The 18,978-nt window shown below is 51.9% G+C and carries 16 protein-coding genes and 1 pseudogene; 8 read left to right on the top strand and 9 right to left on the bottom strand.

Annotated elements, in window-relative coordinates; translation table 11 throughout:
• Nucleotides 1-7: 7 nt before the first annotated feature.
• Nucleotides 8-1,315 (bottom strand): annotated as a pseudogene (locus tag ACIQAL_RS06510) (ATP-binding protein); the annotation flags it as partial.
• A gap of 915 nt (nucleotides 1,316-2,230) precedes the next feature.
• Entirely contained in the window at nucleotides 2,231-2,578 is a 348-nt protein-coding gene (locus ACIQAL_RS06505; protein ID WP_401143821.1) for an XRE family transcriptional regulator, read from the bottom strand.
• A 286-nt stretch (nucleotides 2,579-2,864) separates the two neighbouring features.
• On the opposite strand from ACIQAL_RS06505, the gene ACIQAL_RS06500 reads away from it, so the two are divergent.
• From ACIQAL_RS06500 to ACIQAL_RS06490, 3 genes are all read left to right on the top strand, one after another.
• Complete coding sequence (locus ACIQAL_RS06500; RefSeq protein ID WP_401143818.1) at nucleotides 2,865-3,251, top strand: hypothetical protein; 387 nt, start codon at nucleotides 2,865-2,867, stop codon at nucleotides 3,249-3,251.
• 52 nt (nucleotides 3,252-3,303) lie between these two features.
• Nucleotides 3,304-3,993, top strand: coding sequence for a hypothetical protein (locus ACIQAL_RS06495; RefSeq protein ID WP_401143815.1), 690 nt, complete (start codon nucleotides 3,304-3,306; stop codon nucleotides 3,991-3,993).
• Between the two features lie 76 nt (nucleotides 3,994-4,069).
• Nucleotides 4,070-4,489: a hypothetical protein gene (locus ACIQAL_RS06490; RefSeq protein WP_401143813.1), complete on the top strand. Its 420-nt coding sequence runs from the start codon at nucleotides 4,070-4,072 to the stop codon at nucleotides 4,487-4,489.
• A 167-nt stretch (nucleotides 4,490-4,656) separates the two neighbouring features.
• On the opposite strand, the gene ACIQAL_RS06485 is transcribed toward ACIQAL_RS06490, so the two are convergent.
• From ACIQAL_RS06485 to ACIQAL_RS06470, 4 genes are all read right to left on the bottom strand, one after another.
• Complete coding sequence (locus ACIQAL_RS06485; protein WP_401143810.1) at nucleotides 4,657-5,109, bottom strand: hypothetical protein; 453 nt, start codon at nucleotides 5,107-5,109, stop codon at nucleotides 4,657-4,659.
• 1,308 nt (nucleotides 5,110-6,417) lie between these two features.
• The gene (locus ACIQAL_RS06480) at nucleotides 6,418-7,251 is read right to left on the bottom strand and encodes an HNH endonuclease (RefSeq protein ID WP_401143807.1); all 834 of its coding nucleotides are present in this window, start codon (nucleotides 7,249-7,251) and stop codon (nucleotides 6,418-6,420) included.
• 104 nt (nucleotides 7,252-7,355) lie between these two features.
• Nucleotides 7,356-8,156, bottom strand: coding sequence for a TIGR02391 family protein (locus ACIQAL_RS06475; RefSeq protein ID WP_401143804.1), 801 nt, complete (start codon nucleotides 8,154-8,156; stop codon nucleotides 7,356-7,358).
• Between the two features lie 189 nt (nucleotides 8,157-8,345).
• Nucleotides 8,346-9,140: an NYN domain-containing protein gene (locus ACIQAL_RS06470; RefSeq protein ID WP_401143801.1), complete on the bottom strand. Its 795-nt coding sequence runs from the start codon at nucleotides 9,138-9,140 to the stop codon at nucleotides 8,346-8,348.
• 405 nt (nucleotides 9,141-9,545) lie between these two features.
• On the opposite strand from ACIQAL_RS06470, the gene ACIQAL_RS06465 reads away from it, so the two are divergent.
• Nucleotides 9,546-9,977 carry a hypothetical protein gene (locus tag ACIQAL_RS06465; RefSeq protein WP_401143798.1) on the top strand — a complete coding sequence of 144 codons (432 nt, stop codon included), beginning with the start codon at nucleotides 9,546-9,548 and terminating at the stop codon, nucleotides 9,975-9,977.
• Nucleotides 9,978-10,072: 95 nt separating this feature from the next.
• The gene (locus ACIQAL_RS06460; protein ID WP_401143795.1) at nucleotides 10,073-10,420 is read left to right on the top strand and encodes a hypothetical protein; all 348 of its coding nucleotides are present in this window, start codon (nucleotides 10,073-10,075) and stop codon (nucleotides 10,418-10,420) included.
• Nucleotides 10,421-10,742: 322 nt separating this feature from the next.
• On the opposite strand, the gene ACIQAL_RS06455 is transcribed toward ACIQAL_RS06460, so the two are convergent.
• The gene (locus ACIQAL_RS06455) at nucleotides 10,743-11,888 is read right to left on the bottom strand and encodes a hypothetical protein (protein ID WP_401143793.1); all 1,146 of its coding nucleotides are present in this window, start codon (nucleotides 11,886-11,888) and stop codon (nucleotides 10,743-10,745) included.
• Nucleotides 11,889-12,465: 577 nt separating this feature from the next.
• Complete coding sequence (locus ACIQAL_RS06450) at nucleotides 12,466-13,596, bottom strand: DUF3800 domain-containing protein (protein ID WP_401143789.1); 1,131 nt, start codon at nucleotides 13,594-13,596, stop codon at nucleotides 12,466-12,468.
• Between the two features lie 257 nt (nucleotides 13,597-13,853).
• Between ACIQAL_RS06450 and ACIQAL_RS06445 the strand changes: the two genes are divergently transcribed.
• The 3 genes from ACIQAL_RS06445 (at nucleotide 13,854) to ACIQAL_RS06435 (ending at nucleotide 18,162) form a co-directional block, all read left to right on the top strand.
• Complete coding sequence (locus tag ACIQAL_RS06445; RefSeq protein ID WP_401143787.1) at nucleotides 13,854-15,188, top strand: MFS transporter; 1,335 nt, start codon at nucleotides 13,854-13,856, stop codon at nucleotides 15,186-15,188.
• 276 nt (nucleotides 15,189-15,464) lie between these two features.
• A complete protein-coding gene (locus ACIQAL_RS06440) occupies nucleotides 15,465-16,565 on the top strand; it encodes a hypothetical protein (RefSeq protein WP_401143784.1) in 1,101 nt (366 codons plus the stop codon).
• Between the two features lie 13 nt (nucleotides 16,566-16,578).
• Complete coding sequence (locus tag ACIQAL_RS06435; RefSeq protein ID WP_401143781.1) at nucleotides 16,579-18,162, top strand: hypothetical protein; 1,584 nt, start codon at nucleotides 16,579-16,581, stop codon at nucleotides 18,160-18,162.
• 145 nt (nucleotides 18,163-18,307) lie between these two features.
• On the opposite strand, the gene ACIQAL_RS06430 is transcribed toward ACIQAL_RS06435, so the two are convergent.
• Nucleotides 18,308-18,838, bottom strand: coding sequence for a GIY-YIG nuclease family protein (locus tag ACIQAL_RS06430; protein ID WP_401143778.1), 531 nt, complete (start codon nucleotides 18,836-18,838; stop codon nucleotides 18,308-18,310).
• Nucleotides 18,839-18,978 lie beyond the last annotated feature (140 nt).

The raw sequence follows: 18,978 nt of genomic DNA, 5'->3' as shown, positions 1-18,978 counted from the left end.
CTCACCGCTAGGATTGGCGGTGCTGAAGCAATGCGCGTTCGAGCCTCATCAGTGCGCCTCTCAATGCCTGTGCGTGATCCTTCAGCGTGATCGGCGGGCTTTCATCGTCACAGGCGTGTTCAAGCTGGTCACAAAGAGCAATGACCTCACTGGCGCTGATGATCCGCGCGGCGCCTTTGATCTTGTGTGCGATGTCGCGCATCTCCTGGCGATTGCCCCGTGTGCTCACGTCGTTCAGCTCTTGGGCATCGTCACGACAGCTGCTGATCAACTGTTTGATCAGGTGTTCGATCATCGTCGGACGGTCGCCGGTCAGCGCCAGGATACTGCCCATGTCGAACGGTGGATTTTCGGTCTTGAGCCCCCGGTAGCGTTGCCCGACCCCGATTCGTGACAGCCGATCATTGAGTGCGGTGAGGCTGATCGGCTTGAACAGGCAGTCGTCCATGCCGGCCTCGCGGCAGCGCAGGATTTCCTCGGGTTGTGCATTGGCGGTAAAGCCGAGAATGGTGCACGGTTGCTGATCACCCTCGCGTTCGTGGGTGCGGATTGCCCGTGTCAGGTCGTACCCATTCATGACGGGCATGTTGCAATCGACGATCACCAGATCGAAGTGTCGGACCAGCCAATGCTCCAACCCTTGAGCCCCCTGTTCGGCCACCTCGCAACGATGCCCCAGGAACACCAGTTGCTGGCAGAGCAACAGACGGTTGGCGGGATGATCGTCGACCACCAGAATGTCCAGCGTCGCGGTGTCATGCTCGCTGTTCTCCTTGACCACGGGAAGGTTGGCCAGCGGGTCGAGAGGCGTCAGGTCGAACATCATGTGCACGCGGGTGCCCTGGCCGGGCTCGCTGTCGAGGGTCAGGGTGCCGCCCATCATTTCGCACAGACTGCGACAGATGACCAGTCCCAGCCCGGCGCCGGTTCGGGCCAGTTGCCCGCTGTTGTCGGCCTGAGCGAAGGGCGCGAACAGCCGGGCCTGATCCTCCCGTGTAATGCCGATGCCGCTGTCCTGGATGACCACGTGCAGGCGAACCTGTTGCTCGGTGGCGGAGTCCTCGGCTTGCAGGCTGATGCGGACCTGGCCCTGCTGGGTGAACTTGATTGCGTTACTGATGAGGTTGGAAAGAATCTGCTTGAAGCGCAGGGGATCGATGAGCACATCGATGTTGATGCGGCTGTCCAGGTCCAGTTGCAGCGAAAGGCTTTTTTGCCGCGCAAGACCGTCGAAAACCCGGACCACCGACTCTACCAACTGCCGAAGATTGGCCCGCTCAGGGCTGAGGGTCAGGCGACCCGACTCGATGCGCGCATTTCGCCATTTACGACAAGCATTCGTCAAAAAAATCTTCAGCTCTTGATCTTCATTATCTTATCGCTACGTTTTTCTGAGTTTTCTGTACCCAGATACGCGGGTCACTCGACCTCCTCAGATTTGTCATTCAGTCAAGAAAAACCATCATGTTGCCTGTGTGCTGGGGAGTGACCCTACGCTGGATTCTCCATTAGTGCGTTCCGATGATGTCAATCATATTCTACAAGTTGTGACTCTTTTAACCATTGTTTCGCTTTTGTTTTTAAATATAAATAAATTAACAATGCGAAAGTTTGGTTGTTTTTAATAATATTTTCTGTATTATGTTTGGTGTAAATAAAACAATATAATGGTTTTTGTATGCGTAAATTTGACTTTAGAGCTGAATGCCTAAGAGATGTTTTTCTGTTTCTTGATGCGGTGAGCGTTAAGTGTAGAATTCTGACTTGCACATTTGTCCCGGACTCTACCTTTCCAGATGTAGATGTTTCGTTTTTCGCCCCGTGCCAGCTTGACGATCTGTTAGTGATAGCCCGCTCAATAGAAGACGCGCACGTGATTGTTGAGAGTCTAGAAACGTCGAGTTAATGGTGGTTGTTGCTGGTGTGGCAGTTTTCATATGCCGGCTGTTGTAAAGGTCTTAGGAGAGGGCTAGATGCATACTGACTCATAGTGGGGAACTGGCCGATTACTAACAGGCGTTTTCGCTGAACCCGGAGAAATATTGCAGCATGTACAACCGAGTTTTCACCTCAGATTTGCCAAGATACTTTCACCGATATTATGGGTACGGCGCTGAGGGCTTGGTCAGGTCCTGACGCTCAACCCCCCAGTTCGCCCAAAGCCATTTGAAAGCGGGCGCTGAGAAGCTATCCCGGTCCCACAGCATCGCCACCTTCTCCTCGCTCTGATTCAGTCTTCACTGTCGCTTGCGACGGCTTCGCTTCCAAATCCCCAAGGACCCCAAAGCTCAATTGCTTCCAAATCTGATTTGATCCTGGCCATCATCTCCTCAGGTGTATTCTGCTCGATTCGAAGGTACGCAAGCGTCAGGAGGGCTAGGGGATGCATGCCCATGCTGCGCGATATCTCATCCACCTTCCCCACAGTGGGCAATTTCTCGGCACGTTCAACGGCGCCTAGGTAGGAACGCCCGCTAACGCGCTGGGAAAGCTCCAGGATGGACAGATGATTGCGTAAGCGTACTTCCCTCAAAGCGATACCCAAGGCTTGGCGTAGCTCCTCGTCTGCTGATTCCATCGTGTCTCATGCCCGCAAAAGCAAGCATAGGGCCAGATATCGAAAAAACTTGCGACTCCCTATAGGGTGTTTTACTATTTGAATTCGAGAAGAAAGTCATGTAGCGTATTTGTTAATTAACCGACTGCTGCCTTAAGGTGGCCTGATGTCAGCAACTTTTGCTTCTCGTGTTACTCCATCTTTCAGCCTGTAATGCAGTTATCTGCTTTGAGGGCATGTACTTTGTATGCCTTAATTTTAGTTAACTCGGTCAGTGTCAATGTTATTGTCCTTATAGGAGCCCCAAGTGAACGAAAAGCTTGAGAGAACCCTGCTGTCAAAGTTTCCTGAAATTTTCAATATCAAGGAATCAGACCCTGATGACTATCTGTGGGGGATTGACTGTGGAGATGGCTGGGCTCCCTTGATAGCTGCTATGTGCAGGCAGCTTCAGTTTCGCGTCGACGCCACAGCCCGACCACAGATCGTCGCTACCGAAATCAAGCACAAGATGGGAATTCTGAGATGCACGTTTTCCGGTGCTGATGACTACTGCAATGGTGTAATCGACACAGCAGTCGCTATGTCTTACGTAACCTGCGAGCTGTGTGGGAATAAAGGGGTGATGGCGCGAGGGCCAAAAGGCTGGGTTCGTGTGCTGTGCGATCAATGCCGCCTTGATAACCCTGGCTAAGCACACCTAGTACCACTGCAATTCCAACCTGTAAGCAAAGAGGACTAATACCGTGTTTCAAACTCACTCGAAAGCCCCCTTAGGTGGTGGTGTCACTAGCGACACCTTCTACGATCACGTCTCACATTCTTTGGACGCCAGACTGTTCTGCGCGAAAGCCTGCTATCTGGGCGATCGTCCTACAGATTTCCCAGAGCATCGAATGATGATGACTCCCAGCCTTGTGTTGCTCGACCGAGTGTTGAGTGGGAAGGAGAAGGGCGTATCAATCGATACGATCCAAGTTTTGTCCCCAAATGACGCTGGGTCTGCGGAAGACGGGGTGTACGGCTTAGGGCGCGTAAATCGGATAACACGTCTCAAGCCGGGACGAGGACTGCCGCGCTATTTGGTGGAGACCACGGCGGGAAATATTCTGAGCGGCGATGCAGATGGGCGTTGGGCTAGCTACACGCGAACTGTCTTGTTCGATTCCACGATTTCGCAGCTTACCGATGAGGCTGTAGCAGACAGCGCAGAGCAGGCGATCGCCGACATTCGGACTGATGTGATCGTCCGAGTCTTGGACCTCTATACAGTACATTCGGAGATGACCGAGGGCTGGTGGCGCCAAAGAAATCCTGAGTTGGACAACAAGGCGCCCAGCGAACTCAGGACCCTAGCTGAGTACCGGAAGCTAACCGCATTGCTTCAGGTGCTTGAGCGCGATTGGCTTGGCAAAGGCGGGCAAGAAAGTGACTGATAGCTCAAGCCTCATGATGGCGAATCATCCACAGCTTCTGCGGCGACTCCTCCGGCATTTCAGTGAGGAGTACACGTTGGATGACGGTCGCACCCCATGGCGAGTACTCCGCGCGTGCGTGTCATCGCCGCGTCTCGCAGATGTTTATGTGAAGGATTTTGATTCGGCAGGATTTACTGAAGTGGGCGACAGCTTTTTAGAGAAGCACACTATGCTCGCTGACCGACCTCAAAAGACATATGGCGTGAGCCTTGAGCGCTGGGGGCAAATCTCGTCGTCAATCACCGAGGTCGAGACGTTCGCGTTTAGGGACGCGACTGTGAGCCAAATCCAAATTTGGCCTTTTGATCCGCTGATTCTGTCGCCGGAGGCGATGAAGATTGCCGTTGCTGTTTCATACACAAGCCTGGAGTTGATCAGAGAGCCAAGGGTAGTAGGAGCCGTCAATGATTTGTTGCGAGAGTACAACGTCCAGGCAGACCCAGAGGAGCGTTGACGCGTCTGAAATCAGTCTCCAAGGAAAGCGGTACGTTTCTGAGCTAAAAGCGCTGGGGCCATTCCGGCCGATCCGGCCGAATATAACGAGCGGGGTCAACATATTGCTTTCTTGATCGTTCATCGCAAGTCATCTTGAGACTCTTAAATTCGAGCCGTGCTACTGCATTACGGTCTGAGCAAAAGGCGCTTGCGCTTTTTTATTATGATCGGGATTACTGGACCTTGATCCGGTGCCGAACAATCCAATTGTTCATCGGTCGAGTGTTCAACTCGCTCATTTGAACGTACCCTGAGCGATTCAAAAAGATAGAGTTTCATTTGTCGTGCTATCTGCAAACAGCGCATGTTGTCATTTGTATTAAGAAAGTACGCTATTTTGAATGTTTTTTTTGCAATGTAGAGATCAATTTCAGCTTGCGTATAGTTGGTTTCTAATACAGGCAGAGCTGAATTTTGAAGATCAGTGAGATTTTGATATCCCAGTACTTTTGCAACTATATTCATTGATTTACCAAGGGATTCGATTTCTGGTGCTAGTTTTCTCAGGGTTTTTGCTACGGAGGTCATCTTTTTTAAATGCAAGTCGTGTCTGCTGATTGGTAGCTTTTGGGGTATCATGAGTAGCTCCTATGTTCGTCAGTCGTTAGATGATCAACTGGCTATCTCATGATTTTTCGATCACCGAGAGTTAGCAGTTTTCATCTGGAATTTAGATTTGGTACTGGATGCTGTGTGTAAATAAAAGCAGCCCGCCGGCGATGTTGTCAAGGGCGTTGTTGAAATTTTTATAGAAAGCGTTGATGCGATATTCATATATTAAAGTGTTAAGTATTTAAATTCTGTCAGTGTGATTTTTGATTCTTTAAAGTCAAGTGCTTAGAGGCCATTGGATTCGTTAGTCAGAGTAGCGGCCTCATGATAAAGAATGCCTGCCGTAGAAAGCGCTTCAGTCTTTTCGATGAGATACTGGTCCTGAACATAGGGGGAGATCCGGTGATTTGCCGAGTCACAAGCTCGGTACAGTGATCGGGCTGCCGAGCTGTATCGCCTGGGATCCTTTCCCCCATCACCTAGGCCGAGACCGTTGTGTTTATGGCGAGGACGGTTAACCGAATTCAGGTCTAGCCTTTCAATTCGAGGAACCTGAACCTAGAGGCGAGGGAGATTGCTGTCGCTTTTCCCAAGGCAGCTGCGCTCAGCGTTGATGCATTGGTCACCCTGCGACCAGCAACATCAGTGGCCGCTCAAGCGCTATTTGTCAGTTTCCTCTTGGGCAAGCGTGTTGATCTACTGCTTAGCCTTTCTTGTTAAGCAAGCCCGAACTGCTTCATCGTTGCCATCAGCGCGCCGACCAAAACGGCTAGCCCAATCGCAGATGTCCATTGGGCTGAAGGGGTTTCTGAAAACCAAGAGCCTTTAGAGGGATACTTCCCTAAAGTGAAGATCTTCATCAAAGGCCAGCCGATAGGGAAGCAAATTGCCTGGAATATAAACTCAACCAGTGCAGCCAGTAGATCATTCAATTGACGCTTTTACTCCCAGCCGCGTATGAGTTTTTAATCATGAATCAGCTAGTGCTTGAGTGATTCTGCACCATTTTGGGAACAAATAGAGTGCCCCGTAAAAGGAATGCAGTGGACGTATTATAACGATGCAAGCCCTTGTAGGAAATTGGCAGGGAAGGTTCATCGCCTGAAACCAAGGTTTGAAAATTTGTCCGCCAGACGTTTATGTCGTGCCATTCATTCGGCCGTGGCCTACAGCATAAAACCCGGAAAAGAAATCTGGGGCCATTCCGGCCGATGCGGCCGAATATTCCGAGCGGCCGGTGCGGCTTGTATTGTGCGGCCCGGCGCACAGTGGAAGGACGCTTGGTACGGCCGATTACACCCGCTTTCTTTCGTGTCCCGCTAACTCGGAAGTAAGCTATGGATTCGATCTGAACACCTCAGCTCGGTGGTACTGTAGGAATGGGAGGTGGTAGTCAGTGAGTTCCTTGACTAAGCGCATATCGCCTTTGATGCCTAGGATCTCGGAGGTCGACGATTTCAACTGAGGCGACAGTCTTATCTGGCCGTCATCCTCGAAGGTGATGAGCCCCTTGTCGAAGGCCGCGTCCAGATTCGGAAGAAGTAGAAGGCCGTTGGGCATAGTCGTGGCCTCATAGAAATCACAATCGCGCCAGGGCTTCATGTGCGAAGCGATCAGTATTTCGAGCACCTTGCATCCAGTGACTGCGCAGCCACCCCAATAGCTGATAAGCGAGTCACGAAACCTACCTTGTCCAATTCGTGCTTTCTGGTAAGCGATGCGGTCTTTTATGGGCAGCGCCAGAGCGTCAGCTTCCGCAGCCTGTAGGTCATCCCAAGCATCAGCGTCGTTGGTTTTTGTAACCAAGCCGAGTTGCTCCAGGGCCGTAGCCACTTCTGGCCTCAGAATCCATTGAAAATGCCCATCGCGGTCCTTGTCTGCATGGGCATTGCACAGCGTGTAAGTCCACCGAAGGTCCCCTTCGACGACAACATCTGGCGTGTGGTCCATGAGTTCAGCAATTCGACGAGCAAAATACCCATACTGAATATTGGCCGTGCCGTAGGCGGTGTAGCTCTCATCTGCGGCGAGTGACAATCGCGTCGCGCTGATCAATCGGCCTGGCGATCTGTAGTTAGCTTTGAGCATTGCGAATCCGTTCTGTATCAGTTTGGAGTCTTCTTTTGCTAGCTCGCTCAGCGCGGCCTTGTAGCGCTCCACCGAAACCATAACTCGCTCCTTATCAATTTTATGTGTTGAAAGCTCAATCCGCGCCCGGCGCAGATGTCTTCGATGAATCGCGCAAGCAGGGATTTTGACGTAGCCCCAATCGATCAAACCACCCTTGATGGCATATGCGCTTTGTCTAGGCGCCGATGGATAAGTGAAACGATGGTGAGCAAATCCTCGGCGTCTTCCTTAGTCATTTCCCAGTGGATGCGAGCTTCATGTGCTGTGGGGTTACGGAACATTCCGAAGGTGCCTCGGACCAAATTTGCGAATCCGCTCTGTTCGCTTTTCTCGCTGACCGTAGAACGCGGATTGATTGCTAGAAGAGGAGGCTCGCCTCCGAGCACGCGATCCACCAGCGTTCCTCCGTCGTCGGTCAAACCGGTGCGTGTTCTCATTTTTGCGGCAACACTCTTCACAGCTTCTTGAACGGCGTGGAAGTAGTTGTCCGCCAAAAGCTCTGCACGGCAGAACTCCAAAACATCTGGATGCACACCTCGGCCTTCCAGATCTGCACGAAGGTCACGGGCTCGACGTTGAGCTTCAGGGAGGGTGTGTACCGCGTCCGCGGACACGAGATTCCCTGCCTGATCGACTTGGAGAGATGCAAATGCCAAGGCCTGGTTGAGAAGTGCCCGCATGGGTTCGAATCGCTCTGGCGACTGGCTGTATCGGGCAGGTTTCATGGCGAACCGTATGAACGCCAGCACATGGCTTCGATCGCGCTTGGTGTTTTGACTTTCGGCGAACGCGTTATAGATTCTAATGCGCTTCGTAATTGCGCCAGGATCACTCATCTTGGCGGAGGCGAGGAGAAACTCGATTTCCCTGCCAGTTAGACCCGCTCCTGTATCACCTAGGGCGTTTGCAATCGCTTCTAGCTGGTCCTGAGAAAATAGCGCCATGTTGCCTCGCTGATCATGATGAGGTGAGCCTGTCGCGCGGCGTTCAAATCGCAACCAAGCAACCGACCGATTTACGATGATTGGCTTTGGTGAATGTGGCACTCAGGGTGTGGGTGCACCGTATTGCATCGGCGAGTAGGTCCAGCGCGTTTGTGCGTGATCGCTGTTGCTTATCCATCAGCTCAAGCTCTACGCGTTGACGCGTTCAGCCGGCGTGTTTTGCGTCGGATTAGTTCGCCGAGCTGACTTGATAAACATCGCTGTTCCTCCGTGACGCATATCAGTGTCGAACAGATCTGAAGCTCGGATGAGATCGCCCAGGGTTCGATACCCGTAATTCACAGCTGAAAATGAGCTGTTGTTGCGGATGTACTGACCAACTTGGCTGAGGTGCGACCAGCCTGCATCGTCGGCTGTCTTTTCTGCTGCCGTTCTGAGTAGTCGAACCAGTGAGGTGTCGTTGCGTAACTCGTTTCGAGAACGCTTAGGAGATGCAGACGCTTGATCTTCCGTCGCCTTATCCTGCTCGTCGCCCATAAGGTTTTCGGTATAAATAAACAGGGAACACGCATCCACGAATGGTCTCGGGGTTTTCTTCTCCCCAAATCCGTAGACCGGCAGACCGCTCTCCAATAGCCTAAGTACGAGCGGGGTAAAATCGCTGTCACTGGTCATGAGGGCAAATGCGTCGACGTTCTTGCTGTAGAGCAGATCCATCGCATCGATGATCATCGCCGAGTCCGTGGCGTTTTTGCCCTTGGTGAAAGCGAATTGCTGCATCGGGCGTATCGCGTAGGGATGGACTTTTTCGACCCATCCTGCCAAATGCGGCGAACTCCAGTTCCCGTGCGCATGCCTGATGTTGACCATTCCATATTTCGCCAACTCATCGAGTACGCCCCCTATAGCGGCATGGCTTACGTTGTCGCAATCGATGAGTAAAGCAATCCTTTTTGACTCCACAGCAACCACCTTCCAGTCCATTAGAAATGTCACTATGGCATCATGGGATCATCCTCGGCAAGGCGGCTTTAACGCAGGGCGATGAGGCATCCGACTGGGCGGGGAAGTAGGCTTTGATGTCATCGGTTTCCTGCATCCGAACTCAGATGTCGGCCAGGAATTGATGCTCAAAAAACGGAGGTAGTGCTCCGTAATCTGACTGGAGTGGGTGCCCGATGCGCGAGAAAATGCGCGGCCTTCAGCCCGCAATGTAAACCGGACCGATCCCGGGGTAAGAAAAGAGTAGCAACCAGCGCCTGACAAAAATCGCTGACTGCCCACCTACATGGATCTGCGATTCAGGACGCGTGCAGAAAATAGCTGCAAACAGAAATCGGCTGATATTGTGCCGTGCCAACAAACACATTCCACACAGAGGGAACGATTTTGACTTCAGAGGAAAAAATGACCGGCGACCTGTTTGAGGTGGATAAGCGCCTGTCGCTTAAACCGGTCCGAGACTTCAACAAGCTGGTCGGTGACGCCTTTGTGGCTGGACCTTGCACCTGTATTCGCTGCAAATCGGCTGGCGGTGTAGAGACAGGCTACGACCACCAACACACGTTTGAGATCGATGGCCGGCAGGTAAATCGTCGCTTCGCGATCACCTCGGGTAGCGATGTCCTAGCAGCTTTGAAAAAGGCATGGCTCTCTTATACCAAAGCAGACCTGGATATTTCAGGTGAACTACAACTGTCGACGGTCGAGCAATTTGTCGACGGCAGCATCCGCAATCGACTGATGCCGCTTTTCTTGGCGAGTGGGCTGGTGAAGGACGTGGATGGGAAACTCCAGTTGCAGAAGCAGCAGGATGCCTAAGCGTTGAACGACGCGATGCGCTCGATCTTCAATTTTTTTTTCTACTGCCACCATGGAGTGCAATCGATCGTGCGCTCCGGCGGAGGAGACATGTGATGGAACTCGTAACCCTCGTAGAGGTTGTGTTCAACCGGATCGGCACATCCTCCGGGGGTGGCAGTTTTTCCAGTCAGCGGCGGTTCGAAAAAACGGGCGAGATAGCTGACGAGAAGCCTGAGACCATATGTGAGTTCATCATTGCCACAGCAGAGGCGAATGGCGAACGCGTAGGCACTTTGACCGATCTTCAATGTGAACAAGCATACGGGAGGAGGCGGGGTGAGTATGTGTTCGATATTCGGCGGGCGAGCGTCCAGTACAGCCTACCCTATGCCACATGTAAGGTTTTTCCTGCCCTCAGCGTAGGTGGCCGTTTTTTCAGGCTTGAGGAAGTCGACGTATAAATTTTGTGTAGCGTAAGGGGGGGCATTCTCTGCGAGATTCGACTCGCCCCTTATCCGGATGTGTGAGACGCAGACCAAAGGCGCATCCGTCCTGGAAGCTGCCCAGGTGGGTCTTGAGTGAGCAGCTCTGCGGTCAGTGCGAGAAGCACCTCTCGTAGAATAAACTTTTGTCAGTACGAAGAGCTAAACCGGCCGTTACGGCCGAAAGCTCCCAGAAGGGGTAGGGGCAGAGGTTCAGCGAGAGGAGCGGGTAATGTCGCTGGCTTCTCAGCTCGCCTGATCTCAACCTCGCAGCGTAAAAGCCCCATCGTCAGACGAGCACTCATTTCCAATCCAGACCTGAGATGTCGAATTCAAAGACTTTATTGCCTTCTTGGTAGAAACCAGCTTCGATGAAGACCTTTTCTGATTTTCGAGCTTGGCCAATAAAAGACGATGTATTGCTGATGAATAAGATGTTCGAGCTGTGATCGTCAGGCTCGCTTGCAGTCATGCGCTGAGCACTGCCTTTAGAGAATCGCACACGGACATCACAGTCATCGTAGCCGCAGACGAACTGGCCTTTATCGATGGATATGTATACGGATGTACCCCAGCGAGGGTGCTTACGGATCGTGAGGGTGGCTCGCTGAGTACCCTCGTACGGAAATCTGAAATTCACAGTGTTAAGGGAAGAAACATACGCCCGGCGTACAGATTTCCCGGACATATTGTCTTCATTCTCTGCATAGTCCCAGATCAGGCCCATGGTCTGTTTCAGGGACCTTTCAGCTGCGGCTTGTTCGCGTGCCTTGGCTTCCTGAGCCCGTTGCTCAGCGATTTTTGAGTATTTATCAGCATTGGACTGGTGGGACGGATCAATTGCTGCGAGCTGCGCGTACGTTGACGCTTGGGCCTTGTAATCGTCCTGCTTGAGCCCGCTGAGCGAGGCTAGCAGTGTGGCTTTCTTCTGCTGCTTCTCAGCCTCTGCTTTTTGGGCAGATACCTTCGACAGCGCTTGGTCGATGTCGTAGCTACCGGCATTTCCATACTTCGATCCCAGCGCAGTAGCAGCGGCGTAATCTTGCTTGACGATCAGGGTGTTCATTTCTGCGAGGATCGCGTCCTTATTGGCCGCAACGTACTCGCGTTTCTCTTTTAGGGCTTGCTCGGCCTTTTGCTGGTTAGCAACTGCTTCTTGGGCTTGGCGCTGAGCACGGTCGGCGTCCATCGCGTTGTTACTTGTGTAAATGAAAAAGCCAAGGCACACCAAAATGATCACAGTTCGCATGCCTGGTGTGACGGGCACGTTAGTTTTTTCTTCAATCGAGCGATTGATTTGAGGCACAAAAATACAGGCTGCGATGAGCATGATCGCGCCTGATAAAACGCTCGCGAACATGCCTACCAAGCCAATGATCACAAACACGGCAAAAAGCAGCCACATCACAGCCGACTTAAAAACCATTCCTACCTTGGAATCAGCCACAACGATCTCTCCATGACGGCTAAAGGACGAGAATCGTAGGTGCTAGCAGAGTGCCAGTCAACGAGCGGAGGAGAGGCACTTCTCCGTTCAGGCTATTGGAAGAGTAGAGAGGGCTTATGAGGGCACAGAACCAGTGAGATCAGGTGTCAACCAATTAAAAGAGCCTGGATAGATGGAGGGTGTCCTCTATAGATAATGTGGAGTGGTCAGATCCGAACGTATGCCAGCAAGGTTGCAGATGTGCAGGGGAGACCTAGCCGATTCGGCGCAGCCAATAATTGACCATCGTGGCTAGGAGGTAAGACAGCCAAGTTGCGCCAGTTATAGTAACTGTACGCACCGCCCTGTAGTAGCCAGCGATGTCGGCGAGCCTGCGTAGCGATTCCACCAACGCTGGGTATCGGCATGCCTCGTTGTAATGTGGCTAAGACGCCTGGTACGCACTTCTTTGGGTAGATCTGGAGAAATGATCTCTGGGTCGTGCTCGAATCCGAACAGACGAATGGACCTAAAGGCGCTGGGCGGGTCGAGGCATTGGCAGGCATGCCCGGCTTATGGGCATGCCTTGTCAGAAGCCTTAGACGTTGAATCTTGCCGCAGAATCGAGTCCGTCAAGGTCGCCTTCTTCAATTTTTAGATCCAGCATCTGGATAATGAGGTCAGCCATATCGTCTTTGAAATTACGTTCTCCATCATGGTTAAGAACTCGACCTATCGCCCCAGCGATGACATCTGACAACTGAATGAGAGCGCTATTCTTGGATGAAGCAGTCTGCAATGAAGTCAGTTGAAGCTTATGCTCATACCGTTTATGGAAGGTTTCTCCGATACGGTCTCTTAGGTCGGAAATCACAAACGAGTCTAGCGATTGCTCTTCATCCACAGTTACCTCAACCTCTCTTGGTAGGTCTATCCTTCCGTTTTCCAGCTCATGAGCTGCGCCACGTGCCAGCATCAGCTCATGCAATTTGAGAATTGTTTCTTCGATCGGGCGATTGGTTTTGGCCCGTTCGACCGCTATGTACTTAAATCCTAGATATTCACGATTCTCTAAAATGACCCCTAGATACGATTTAAGTGTCTCGTAATCGCTTTTGCCGAATTTTGTAAAATGAATCTCTCTATTTTTCCAGACAGATTTCGCTTTCCAGTCATTTATTGCTTTGCTGGTGGCGAATACCGCTCTGCCATTGAGAACCCACACAGATGCGACCATAACGAACTTGTGGGTTTTTCCTGTTTCATCAGAAAATATATGCACTTTCTTGACCGGCGGTGAGTCATCAATGACCGCGCCTTCCATTTTTTCTTCATTTCTTCTGCGGCTTTTTTTGATTTCGGTATCCGCTAAAAACAGCTCATATTCATTTTGTATTTTGGCACGAGCACGAACTATGTAATGGAGCCTTTCCAGCTTGAACAAATCCTTCGGCAGAATTCCGCTTTCCTTGTAAAGATCCGGTTGGAATATTTCCCAGTATTTCAAAGAGAGCGAGATGTCGCTGTTTCGAGTGTGGGGGTAAAGATTTAGTATATATGCAACTCTGGGTTTCAAAGAAGAGAAGTCAGCGGCAGCCACAGAAGCTAGAAGCTCTTTCTTCTCCTTTTCAATCTTTTCATCTTTGGTTAAAGGTTTCTTCTTTGGCTTTTCTTTGTCGTCACTAAGAGGTAGCGGGACATCATCTTCAATAGGGTAAATTTTGCTCATTACACATTCCTTGTTTTCAAGCTGCACGGGTTGCTTTGACTGCGATCAGGCGAGGCATTTCTGAATGATAGCCTATGGCTTGCACTGCATACATGCGAGCAGTGTTGAGCCTTTGAATAGAACTCAAAGCCAACTGAAATTCAAAATTCCAGATCCCAATATATGGGATTAATAGTCATATGTTGAGTTGCTGCGATTGGTCGTCTATGGTGGAGCCACACGACCCAGAAGTCTCATAACAAAAACAGAGAGGCGATATGCAACAGCCGTCCGTGAATTCAGGCCTGCATGCCAGCACCATGAAACGACTCAACATCAAGCTCATTCCATTTTTGATGTTGCTCTACATGGTCGCTTATATCGACAAATCGAACATCTCAGTTGCTGCGCTTCAAATGAACGCCGAGCTGGGGCTAACCGCCAGAATGTATGGCATCGGGGTAGGGCTGTTCTTCCTCACCTACATCATTTTCGAAGTGCCTAGCAGCGTGATCCTTACCAGGGTCGGGGCCCGACGTTGGATCGCGCGAATCATGATCACTTGGGGCATCGTTGCCGCAGGACTTGCATTCGTCCAGAGTGCCAATCAGCTCTACGGGATGAGACTGTTATTGGGCGCGGCAGAAGCTGGCTTCACGCCAGGGATCATTTACTATCTCTCACAGTGGTACCCGCGCAGCGACCGCGCAAAAGCAATGTCCTTCTTCTACATCGGTGCTGCTTTGGCCTCTGTGATTGGGCTGCCGCTTTCAGGCGCATTTTTACATCTAGACGGATATTTCGGCATCAGTGGCTGGCGTTGGCTGTTCCTATTGGAAGGGTTGCCAGCTGTCATTCTTGGGATCGTTGTTCTGCGTTACCTGCCAGATAGTCCGGCGACAACGCACTGGCTTCAGGACGACCAGAAGGAATGGTTGAGCCAGACAATCGCTGCCGAGCAGGCCGCAACTCCGATCTCGCACCATGCGGGCTGGTCAGCAGCGTTCCGTAGTCGGCAGGTTTGGCTATTGAGCCTTTTCTGGCTACTCCAAGCATTCGGCACGATCGGCATAACCCTGTTTCTGCCGTTAATTGTGAAGTCAGTTTCCGGCCAAGAGTCTTTTACCGTCAGCGCTCTGTCTGCGCTGCCATTTCTGTTTGCATGCATCTTCATGTACTTCAACGGCACTCATTCCGATCGTAAGCGCGAGCGTGCCTGGCATCTGGGGCTGCCACTCATGATCGCAGGTGCGCTTCTGGCGTCTGCGGTAGCCACGAGTAGTTCGTGGCTGGCCTATGCAATGTTGGTAATCGCGGTAGGCTTAAATTGGGCGGCCACGCCAGTTTTCTGGGCCACTACGACCGAGTACCTATCTGGAGCTGCGGCTGCGGCGTCGATCGCTCTCATCAACTCGATCGCCAATATCGCCGGGCTAGGTCTGCCACCTGTGATGGGGTGGATCAAGGACGCTACTCAGAGCTACGACTCAGCGTTGTTAATGGTTGCGGTAGCTCTGTTTGTTGGCGGGTTGCTAGGGCTGTACCTCGCTCGCGCGCCCAGCAAAGAAGCGCCGTCTACTACGGCAGAGAACGTTGAGCTTAGGGTCCCTTAGTCGACGATCAACTAGATGGGAGCGGGGTACGAAATGATGCTAGTAGGCCCTCTGCGGCTTGCCAATCCTACGCTCTGATTCATAGATCCAAGCGCCGGCGAGTGGTGACCAGCATACAACCTGCACCATCGTCTTTTACTGATAGCAATTTGCTTCATCATCCCTAAATCTTTTCAGCCTTCTGCCGATTCGTTGGTAATCGCTCGCGCGTTCGACCCGGTCCTAATCGCGTCTCGCGCTGTTGCTCACTCAGGCCAATGCTGTGAAGGAAGGTTGATGATGTTTAGAAGGATTTATTGTCAGACGGCAGAAAATTTTTACAGCGCTTTGTGTGAGCAGGATGCCACTCCTGACCTGTTTGTCCGAGTAGGTACGACCCATATCTTTTCCTCAATAGGTGATGCTCTATCCAGGGCATACGACGCTGCCAAGGAAACCGTAGTTGAGGCGGGCGACAAGGTGGCAGATAAGATTTCTGACGCCTATGACGCTACTGTCGATACCGTTTCGTCTGCCGCAGAAATCGTATCTGATGCGTATTCGTCGACAAGAGAGGTCGTCTCTGATGTAGCCGACAAGGTCGTAGATGTCGCTACTGACGCGTACGCAGCTACCTCTGAAACCATATCCAATGTAACTGAGTCCGTAACTGAAGCTGCATCGGATGCTTATGAAGCTTCGCATGATTACGTCAGCGATCTCGCTACGAAGCTTGAGAATGAAGACGGCTCGCTGAATTATTGGGCCGTCGCAGGCGGGGCAGTCGTAGGTGTTGCCGCCGTGGCCGCGGTGCCATTTACCGGGGGCGGGTCTTTGTTGGGCGCGGCCACGCTTGCAGGTTCTCTCGCAAGCGGTGGTGCTGTCGCCGCCGCTGTAGGGGCAGGCGTAGCCGGGGCTGTGATTGGGGTTCACCTTGGTGATGAAAGCGCCGCTCGGGAGCGGGGATTCCAGAAGGGTTATGAAACGGGGAAAGCCGAGAACGCAGTAGTGGTCCAAGAGCTGCGGGGTAAGCTTGAGCAGGTGTTCACACTGCTGACCGATGCAGGTCGGTTTTTTGATAGCGTCGTTGCGATGCACGCTGTCGCGATATCTGCCGCGAACTGCGACGGAGTGATTTGTGATGAAGAGAAGGAGAGCATTGAGCTTTTCATCTCAGGCCTGTCCGCCGCTGAAATGCCCGATTCGGTGATCGCCGACATCAAGTGCCTGTACGAGACTCCTCCGACGCTGCCTGAAGCTTTTGCCTTGGCGAAAGAGTCGGGAATTGGGATGTCGATCTTCGACGACATTATCAATTTGGTAGTCCGTTCTGACGGCACCGTCGACTCCCAGGAAGATGCCTTTATGCAGGCGTGGAATCAATTGAAAACCGCCTAAGGATGGGATCTCAATGAGCAAACTTGAATTATTCAAAAAGCAGCAAGCGCTTAAATCTGCTGTAGGCGGGAGGCCGTTAATCCACAATGCGGCTGCTCCAGAGGCCGTTGCTGAGCTGCTAAGTGCTGAAGCCGATCTCTCAAGACTGACGTCCATGAGTTTTCTCTCGGCGCTGTCTCTCGAAACCAGTGACAACTCTGCGGAGGCCGATCAGCTCTTAAAAGAGCTGGAGGCAGGATTTGACTCAGCTCGTCTTGAAGACATGCTTAGTAAATGTCAGCGAGATGTGATTGGTGCTATTGCTGGTCCGTTAGGGCTTGGTAAGGTCATCGCGGTCCACGATAAAGTGGGCGGGAACGTAACGACCATTCACAACGCCGAGCAGAAGATTTACGCCCGAACTGAGGATGAGTACCGGCGGACGGATTACACAGGATCGCGAAATAGCGATGGCAAGCGATTCGAAGGTCAGGGGAAGAACTCTGTTGGTAGCACCTTCACCAAAAGCCAACTCGACCAGGATGCCTACCTGACTGATGGGTACACCGGCGAGAGAATCAAAGCTTCCAACTCCAGTCCAGACCACGTTATTGCCAATTCTGCGTTTCATAAGAGAGGAGGGTACATGCTCTCCGACACCGAAAAGGCGGACTTTGCCACCGATACGGACAACATGGTGTCGACGGCACGTTCGATCAATCAGTCGATGCGGGATCATGACAAGCCTGAATGGGCGGATCGCAAATCTGATGGTCGTACAGTCACGAACGAGGTCGAATTCAAAATCAAACGGGAGCAGTTCGACGCTGCCGTAGCAAAGGGGAAGGCGACAGCAGAAAAGCATGCGCCGTCTCTAGCAGAAAAATCGGCGTTCTATGCGAAAAATGCGGCTGTCACAGGTGTCAACGAAGGCCTGAAAATGGGTAGTCAGCAGGCGTTCGGCATATTGATGGTGGAGATTTTTTCCAGCTCATTTGAAGAAATCAAAGATCTTTATCAGAACGGCAAGCAGAAAGACACGGTGCTGGATGAACTGATCCTACGGCTGAGAAGCGTAGGTGAAAAGGTGGCCGCAAAATGGCAAAACCTCATCGTAGGTTTTTCGGGCGGTTTCATATCTGGCTTCGTTTCCAACGCCGTAACGATGCTGATCAACATGTTTGTAACGACTGGTAAGAGAGCAGTCAGGATGATTCGGGAGGGTGTTTTCTCCCTCCTCAAGGCTCTCAAGGTGATGGTATTCCCGCCTGAGGGACTGACCTTCGACCAGGCCGCTCACGAAGCCATGAAGCTTCTCGCGGTTGGTGGGGTAGTGATCGGAGGCGTGGCGTTGGAGGAGATGGTCGAGAAACTGATACTTAGCGTCCCAATGTTTGTTCCTATCGCTTCAATCCTAATTGCCGTTCTGGTTGGCGCTCTGACGGCATTTTGTATGACCTTCGTCTGCTACCTGATCGACAAAATGGATCTGTTGGGAGTCATCAGGACTGAGCGCTCTAAGGCGGTTGTCGCGGGTTTGAACGCTACGATTGATGAGAACGTCGAACGGTCCTTCGCGATCATCCAAGATATCGAAATGTACTTTATCAAGGCGTAGAGAAGGTCGCGTAGGGCCAGCATGTCTCTTCGTTTACCAGCCAGATCTCGGGGACTAGGCGACACAAATAGATAGCCCGCAGCATGTCATTCAACTCTCTTCGAGAATGGTCGTGCGGCGGGCAGTTTGAGGTGATGGTGCAGATTCAGTTGCCATTTAGCCCGCTGTCGCGAGGCAAAAGCCTCTGCTTCCAGTGGATTTCCTTGAGCTTCATCTCATCCACGCCGGTGTGCTTGTCTACAATCTCCAGAATGCTGAAGCGGAAATTGTCTGCGACGCCATCACCGCGTTTTTTGTGCAAATCGGTAATGCGCGTGTTGCCTCCGTGGCCATTCTTGGAATAGGTCACCCACCTATCCCACAAACCGCCTGTACCAGTCGCAGAGCCAACGTAGAGCTGTTGCTCGCCCTTGGTATTGTCTGAAATCAGATACACGCCAGCGACGCCGCTGAGGGCCGTCTGCCAAGACTCCAGCCCTTGATTCACGATTAGCTTCAACTCCTTATGAGTCACATCCACTTCCTTGAAACCAGGAAACTTGCCTACCGTGAGAGGCGTTTCGTACACCGACGAGAGTGTCATGCCTTTCAAGCAGGTTTCCAGAAAGAGATAGTTGGCCCGTGGTTTTTTGTAATCAAGGACCAGGCGGCCCTCAAGTTCCGCGAATTCCGGCACGCGCCGATACTCGTAAACGTAGTCGCGGTTCTCTTTCTCCCCCTTGAGGGCTTATTGGCCGGTGTGTGAGCGAGCTTATGAGAGAGAGCTAATTTTGCCGCCTCCATACCCAGTAAGTGTCACGGACGTGCCTAGATTCC

Source organism: Pseudomonas sp. NPDC088368 (assembly GCF_044753445.1).
GTDB lineage: Bacteria > Pseudomonadota > Gammaproteobacteria > Pseudomonadales > Pseudomonadaceae > Aquipseudomonas > Aquipseudomonas bambusae.
This window is presented reverse-complemented; position numbering and strand designations above follow the sequence as displayed.

Bases quoted from the DNA above. Each gene is read 5' to 3' on its own strand.
- ACIQAL_RS06505 (WP_401143821.1), bottom strand. From the start codon at position 2,578: ATGGAATCAGCAGACGAGGAGCTACGCCAAGCCTTGGGTATCGCTTTG.
- ACIQAL_RS06485 (WP_401143810.1), bottom strand. From the start codon at position 5,109: ATGATACCCCAAAAGCTACCAATCAGCAGACACGACTTGCATTTAAAA.
- ACIQAL_RS06480 (WP_401143807.1), bottom strand. From the start codon at position 7,251: ATGGTTTCGGTGGAGCGCTACAAGGCCGCGCTGAGCGAGCTAGCAAAA.
- ACIQAL_RS06475 (WP_401143804.1), bottom strand. From the start codon at position 8,156: ATGGCGCTATTTTCTCAGGACCAGCTAGAAGCGATTGCAAACGCCCTA.
- ACIQAL_RS06470 (WP_401143801.1), bottom strand. From the start codon at position 9,140: ATGGACTGGAAGGTGGTTGCTGTGGAGTCAAAAAGGATTGCTTTACTC.
- ACIQAL_RS06460 (WP_401143795.1), top strand. From the start codon at position 10,073: ATGGAACTCGTAACCCTCGTAGAGGTTGTGTTCAACCGGATCGGCACA.
- ACIQAL_RS06450 (WP_401143789.1), bottom strand. From the start codon at position 13,596: ATGAGCAAAATTTACCCTATTGAAGATGATGTCCCGCTACCTCTTAGT.
- ACIQAL_RS06445 (WP_401143787.1), top strand. From the start codon at position 13,854: ATGCAACAGCCGTCCGTGAATTCAGGCCTGCATGCCAGCACCATGAAA.
- ACIQAL_RS06440 (WP_401143784.1), top strand. From the start codon at position 15,465: ATGATGTTTAGAAGGATTTATTGTCAGACGGCAGAAAATTTTTACAGC.
- ACIQAL_RS06435 (WP_401143781.1), top strand. From the start codon at position 16,579: ATGAGCAAACTTGAATTATTCAAAAAGCAGCAAGCGCTTAAATCTGCT.